General features: G+C 72.5%; 7 protein-coding genes. 2 read left to right on the top strand and 5 right to left on the bottom strand.

Annotated elements, in window-relative coordinates:
- A partial coding sequence (locus IE312_RS13310; protein WP_189981404.1) for a DEAD/DEAH box helicase occupies positions 1–1344 on the bottom strand: 1344 nt, incomplete at its 3' end.
- 494 nt (positions 1345–1838) lie between these two features.
- Between IE312_RS13310 and IE312_RS13315 the strand changes: the two genes are divergently transcribed.
- On the top strand, positions 1839–2594 hold the full coding sequence (locus IE312_RS13315; protein WP_189981407.1) for a ferritin-like fold-containing protein: 756 nt from the start codon (positions 1839–1841) through the stop codon (positions 2592–2594).
- A gap of 117 nt (positions 2595–2711) precedes the next feature.
- Here the strand turns inward: IE312_RS13315 and IE312_RS13320 are convergent, their stop codons facing one another.
- The 4 genes from IE312_RS13320 to IE312_RS13335 all read right to left on the bottom strand — a co-directional run bounded on the left by IE312_RS13320 (position 2712) and on the right by IE312_RS13335 (position 4565).
- Positions 2712–2981 carry a hypothetical protein gene (locus IE312_RS13320; RefSeq protein ID WP_189981409.1) on the bottom strand — a complete coding sequence of 90 codons (270 nt, stop codon included), beginning with the start codon at positions 2979–2981 and terminating at the stop codon, positions 2712–2714.
- 170 nt (positions 2982–3151) lie between these two features.
- Positions 3152–3379: a DUF3107 domain-containing protein gene (locus IE312_RS13325; RefSeq protein ID WP_030346231.1), complete on the bottom strand. Its 228-nt coding sequence runs from the start codon at positions 3377–3379 to the stop codon at positions 3152–3154.
- 144 nt (positions 3380–3523) lie between these two features.
- On the bottom strand, positions 3524–4165 hold the full coding sequence (locus IE312_RS13330) for a TetR/AcrR family transcriptional regulator (RefSeq protein ID WP_189981411.1): 642 nt from the start codon (positions 4163–4165) through the stop codon (positions 3524–3526).
- Between the two features lie 166 nt (positions 4166–4331).
- Positions 4332–4565 (bottom strand): hypothetical protein, encoded by a 234-nt coding sequence (locus tag IE312_RS13335; protein ID WP_189981414.1) that lies wholly within the window; start codon positions 4563–4565, stop codon positions 4332–4334.
- A gap of 204 nt (positions 4566–4769) precedes the next feature.
- Between IE312_RS13335 and IE312_RS13340 the strand changes: the two genes are divergently transcribed.
- Positions 4770–5762: an alpha/beta fold hydrolase gene (locus IE312_RS13340; protein WP_189981416.1), complete on the top strand. Its 993-nt coding sequence runs from the start codon at positions 4770–4772 to the stop codon at positions 5760–5762.
- Positions 5763–5820: the final 58 nt, after the last annotated feature.

The following is a 5820-nucleotide window of genomic DNA, read 5'->3' on the forward strand; positions in this document are numbered from 1 at the left end:
CTCGGCGGCCGGTGCGGCGGGGGAGGCGTCCAGCGGCGTACCGCCACGGGTGCGGCGGCGCCGGCGCGGCGTACGCGCGGGACGCTCCCGCTCGGCGGGGGCCGGCTCGGTGCGGCCGCCGCGGCCGCCGCGGCCACGGGCGCCCCGTCCGCCGGTCTCGCCCAGGTCCTCCAGCTCCTCCGCGTCCAGCCCGGCGCGGGTCCGCTCCGCGCGCGGCAGGGTGCCCTTGGTGCCCTCGGGGATGCCGAGGTCGGAGAACAGGTGCGGGGAGCTGGAGTACGTCTCCACCGGGTCGTTGAAGTTCAGCTCCAGCGCCTTGTTGATCAGCTGCCAGCGCGGGATGTCGTCCCAGTCGACGAACGTGATCGCCGTACCCTTCGCGCCCGCGCGGCCGGTACGGCCGACCCGGTGCAGGTACGTCTTCTCGTCCTCGGGGGACTGGTAGTTGATGACGTGGGTGACGCCCTCGACGTCGATGCCGCGCGCGGCGACGTCGGTGCAGACGAGGACGTCGACCTTGCCGTTGCGGAAGGCCCGCAGGGCCTGCTCGCGGGCGCCCTGGCCGAGGTCGCCGTGGACCGCGCCGGCCGCGAAACCGCGGCGCTCCAGCTGCTCGGCGATGTCGGCCGCCGTGCGCTTGGTCCGGCAGAAGATCATCGCCAGTCCGCGGCCCTCGGCCTGGAGGATGCGGGCGACCATCTCCGGCTTGTCCATGTTGTGCGCGCGGTAGACGAACTGCTTGATGTTCGCGACCGTCACGCCCTCGTCGTCCGGCGCGGTGGCGCGGATGTGCGTGGGCCGGGACATGTAGCGGCGGGCGAGGCCGATGACCGCGCCCGGCATGGTCGCCGAGAACAGCATGGTCTGGCGCTTGGCCGGGAGCATGTTGACGATCTTCTCGACGTCGGGCAGGAAGCCCAGGTCGAGCATCTCGTCGGCCTCGTCGAGGACCAGGCACTTGACGTGCTTCAGGTTCAGCTTCTTCTGGCCCGCGAGGTCGAGCAGCCGGCCCGGCGTGCCGACGACCACGTCGACGCCCTTCTTCAGGGCTTCGACCTGCGGCTCGTAGGCCCGGCCGCCGTAGATCGCGAGGACGCGCACGTTACGGACCTTGCCGGCCGTCAGCAGGTCGTTGGTGACCTGGGTGCACAGCTCGCGGGTGGGGACGACGACGAGCGCCTGCGGGGCGTCGGTCAGGTCCTCGGGGGCGGCGCGTCCGGCCTCGACGTCGGCGGGGACGGTGACGCGCTCCAGGAGCGGGAGGCCAAAGCCCAGCGTCTTGCCGGTGCCGGTCTTGGCCTGGCCGATGACGTCCGTGCCGGAGAGGGCGACGGGGAGTGTCATCTCCTGGATGGGGAAGGGGTTGACGATGCCGACGGCTTCGAGGGCCTCGGCGGTCTCGGGGAGGATTCCGAGTTCGCGGAACGTCGTAGTCAGGGTGCTGCCTCTTCTGTGTGCGCGGTGCGAGGCGAGCGCGGGGGGTCATGTCTGACCGTGCCGGGGACGTCGGCTGCCGTACGGACGAACCACTCGGGCAAGCCGTATGACACGGGACCTCTGCCGACGCTCTAGCGCTCGTACCGCTGAGGGTCCCCTCCTGCCGTCGTACGGTCATCGCCGTACGGCCTGGGAGGGCTGTCGGGTCGGAGCCGATCGGGCCACCGACCGGGCATCCTCATGCGTGCGGCCTGTCGGGCCACGTCGAGCATCGTCGACGCACTCTGGCAGGCGCAATACCACCATACCCCGGATTCGCGCACATGCGATGGCCGATTTGGTCACGTCGTCGTGGTCACACTGGCTGACCAGGGCTTGAGCGGGGCGTCGAGCGGACTATTGTGCGCCTCATGACTAGCTCTGACAAGCCTGAGAACGCGTCCGTCGAATCCGCCGAGCCCACCGGTGTCGCCGCCCAGGACTGGGCGAGGGCGTCCGCCGACCCGCAGTACCGTGCCGCGGTCGTGGACCTGCTCGGCGCGCTCGCGTACGGGGAGCTGGCGGCGTTCGAGCGGCTCGCGGAGGACGCCAAGCTGGCGCCGACCCTCGCGGACAAGGCGGAGCTGGCGAAGATGGCCTCGGCCGAGTTCCACCACTTCGAGCGGCTGCGGAACCGGCTGACCGAGATCGGCGAGGAGCCGACGGCCGCGATGGACCCGTTCGTGGCCGCGCTCGACGGCTTCCACCGGCAGACCGCGCCCTCTGACTGGCTGGAGGGCCTGGTCAAGGCGTACGTCGGCGACTCGATCGCGAGCGACTTCTACCGGGAGGTCGCGGCCCGTCTCGACTCCGACACGCGCGAGCTGGTGCTGGCCGTGCTCGACGACACCGGGCACGCCGAGTTCGCGGTGGAGAAGGTGCGGGCGGCCATCGACGCCGATCCGCGCGTGGGCGGCCGGCTGGCGCTGTGGGCGCGGCGGCTGATGGGCGAGGCGCTGTCGCAGTCCCAGCGCGTGGTCGCCGACCGGGACGCCCTGTCCACGATGCTCGTGGGCGGAGTGGCCGACGGGTTCGACCTGGCGGAGGTCGGCAGGATGTTCTCGCGGATCACCGAGGCGCACACCAAGCGGATGGCCGCGCTGGGCCTCGCTGCCTGAGCGGCGGGGCTCTCCGCGGGCGGCGAGCCCGTCGTCCCGCGGCGGCGGGAGCGTGAGGCGGTGGGAGCGTGAGGGGTGGCTCGCGCTGTTCCCCCGCGCCCCTCGCGGACGCGGCCCTTACGCCGTCGCGGAGCGGCGGCGCAGGCGGCCCGTCGGGCGCAGGAGCAGGGACAGCGACGCCACCGAGATGACCGCCGCCCCCAGGAGGCTGAGCAGTGCGGTGCCGGGGTCCAGGGCGGTGTGCGTGACGAAGTCGCCGAAGAGGGCTCCGGCGCCGCCGGTGCACAGCACCAGCGGGCGGGCCGGCAGCCGGTGGCCGAGCCGGTGTGTCGCCGCCCACGCCAGGATCAGACCGAGCACGGCGGAGCCGAGTGCTTCGAGGATCATGTCGGGGTCCCTCCCACGGCCGGGTCTGGCTCGACGGTCGTAGCCCGTATTACCCGTGACCTGCGGATGGCAATCATGCGCCGGGAAGGGCCTGTGCTCCGTCCGAGTGCCCGCGGCATGCGCAAGGGCCCGGCGGCACACGGCCGCCGGGCCCTTCGCACACGTGTCGCCTACAGCGCGCCGAACCCGACCTTGCGCACGGTCGGCTCACCGATCTCGACGTACGCCAGACGGTCCGTCGGCACCAGGACCTTGCGGCCCTTCTCGTCCTGGAGGCTGAGCAGCCCGGTCTTGCCGGCCAGCGCCTCGGCCACGATGCTCTCGACCTCCTCGACGCTCTGACCGCTCTCCAGAACGATCTCGCGGGGCGCGTGCTGCACGCCGATCTTGACCTCCACGGCTATGTCCCTCCGACGGTCAGTGATGTGCGCGATCAACGCGCCGTACCCAGCACACATTAGCCCGGTGAGGGGACGGACACCGCGTGGGCGGGAACGCCAGGAGCGAACACCGCGCGGGAACGGACGGCCGGCGAACGGCCCTCAGTGGTGATCGGTGCCGTGCAGCGGGAAGCCGGCGATGCCCCGCCAGGCCAGCGAGGTCAGCAGCTGCACCGCCTGGTCGCGCGGGACGCTGCGGTCACTGTGCAGCCACGAGCGGGCGACCACCTGGGCGAGCCCGCCCAGACCGGAGGCCAGCAGCATCGACTCCGCGCGCGACAGGCCCGTGTCCTCGGCGATGACGTCGCAGATCGCCTCGGCGCACTCGTTGGTGACCTTGTCCACGCGCTCGCGCACCGCGGGCTCGTTCGTCAGGTCCGACTCGAAGACCAGCCGGAAGGCCCCGCCGTCGTCCTCCACGTACGCGAAGTAGGCGTCCATGGTCGCCCGGACGCGCTGCTTGTTGTCGGTCGTCGACGCCAGCGCGCTGCGCACCGACTGGATCAGCGACTCGCAGTGCTGGTCCAGCAGGGCGAGATAGAGGTCGAGCTTGCCGGGGAAGTGCTGGTAGAGCACCGGCTTGCTCACGCCGGCCCGCTCGGCGATGTCGTCCATCGCCGCCGCGTGGTAGCCCTGCGCGACGAAGACCTCCTGGGCGGCGCCCAGCAACTGGTTCCGCCGGGCCCGGCGCGGCAGGCGCGTGCCCCGTGGGCGTGCCGCCTCAGTTTGCTCGATGGCTGTCACGCCGCCTCCCAAGTTCGTCCACATGCGGTGTCGGCCGCGCGGCCATCGTACTTTTCGGTAACCGTGGTGTGCGCGGTGAGAGCGCAGAATTTCACGTACCGGACGACGGCGGAAGCCGTGCGGCCCGTCCGGTGCCGCCGGCCGGGCCCCGCGAGGACCTGCGAGGTCAGCGGTAGTCGTCCTCGTCGAGCGAGACCACGCGCGCCTGCTCGACCAGGTCGGCCACGTTCCCGCGGTCCGGGTCCATTCCGGTCAGCGGGTCGTCGCGGCGCGGTGCGATGTCCGTGTGCTGCTCGGCCGCGTCCACCTCCGGCGCCTCGACGTCGCGCTCCGGCGCCGCCTCCGCGTCCAGGTCGTCGAGGTCCTCGATCGCGTCGGGCTCGATGGGGTCGTACGCCATGACGGGCTCCCTTCCTACGAACGTCCCTGGATACGGCAGGGGCCACACGCGGGTGCCCTCTGTACGAGCCTAGGAGACAGCTGATCCGGACGCCATGCCGTCAGGCCCGTTTCGCCGCACCGGGTCTCCGGTCCCGTACGGGGTCAATCTGTGACGGCGAACACATGAGCCCCTGCCTGCGTGATCACCTCGTAACATTGCCGCATGTCTTCGACCGAGTCGCCGTCCGTGCCGGCCGCCAGTGTGCTTCCCCGGGTGGCACCCGTCCGGGTCGGCGAGGGCGAGCGGCTGCGGTCCGTCGGCCTGCCCGGTGTCACCCTGTCGGTCCGCTCCCGGCCCCCCGCGCGCGAAGGACTGCCGCCCGCGCTGTACGTGCACGGACTCGGCGGCTCCTCGCAGAACTGGTCGTTGCTCATGGCCGAGCTGGACGGGGTCGTCGACGGCGAGGCGGTCGACCTGCCGGGCTTCGGCGACTCCCCGCCCCCGGACGACGGCGACTACTCGGTCACCGGGCACGCGCGCGCGGTGATCCGCTATCTCGACGCGGCGGGCCGCGGCCCGGTCCACCTCTTCGGCAACTCGCTCGGCGGCGCCGTCACCACGCGCGTGGCCGCCGTACGGCCCGACCTGGTGCGTACGCTCACGCTCGTCTCGCCGGCCCTGCCCGAACTGCGCGTGCAGCGCAGCGCGGTGCCGACGGGGCTGCTCGGCGTCCCCGGCATCGCCGCCCTCTTCACCCGGCTCACCCGGGAGTGGACGGCCGAGCAGCGGGTGCGCGGGGTCATGGCGCTCTGCTACGGCGACCCCCAGCGGGTCTCGCCGGAAGCGTTCCGGCACGCCGTGGAGGAGCTGGAGCGGCGGCAGCGACTGCCCTACTTCTGGGACGCGATGGCCCGCTCCGCGCGCGGGATCGTCAACGCCTACACGCTCGGCGGTCAGCACGGGCTGTGGCGCCAGGCGGAGCGGGTGCTGGCCCCCACCCTGCTCGTGTACGGCGGCCGGGACCAGCTCGTCGGCTTCCGCATGGCCCACAAGGCCGCCCGGGCCTTCCGCGACTCCCGGCTGCTGTCCCTGCCGGACGCCGGGCACGTCGCGATGATGGAGTACCCGGAGCTGGTGGCCGGCGCGTTCCGGGAGCTGATGGCACAGGCGGACGGCTCCGGTGAGGACGCCGGCGTCGCGGACGTGAGGGGCTGAGGGCCGGGGTGGGACGTCACAGCCGCCGCGGACCGGCCCCGAAGGGCGACTCCGCGGA

The sequence above is a fragment of the Streptomyces capoamus genome (assembly GCF_014654935.1).
Lineage (GTDB): Bacteria > Actinomycetota > Actinomycetes > Streptomycetales > Streptomycetaceae > Streptomyces > Streptomyces capoamus.

Coding starts and splice junctions, on each gene's coding strand:
- IE312_RS13335 (WP_189981414.1), bottom strand. CDS start 4,565: ATGGCGTACGACCCCATCGAGCCCGACGCGATCGAGGACCTCGACGAC.
- IE312_RS13320 (WP_189981409.1), bottom strand. CDS start 2,981: ATGATCCTCGAAGCACTCGGCTCCGCCGTGCTCGGTCTGATCCTGGCG.
- IE312_RS13340 (WP_189981416.1), top strand. CDS start 4,770: ATGTCTTCGACCGAGTCGCCGTCCGTGCCGGCCGCCAGTGTGCTTCCC.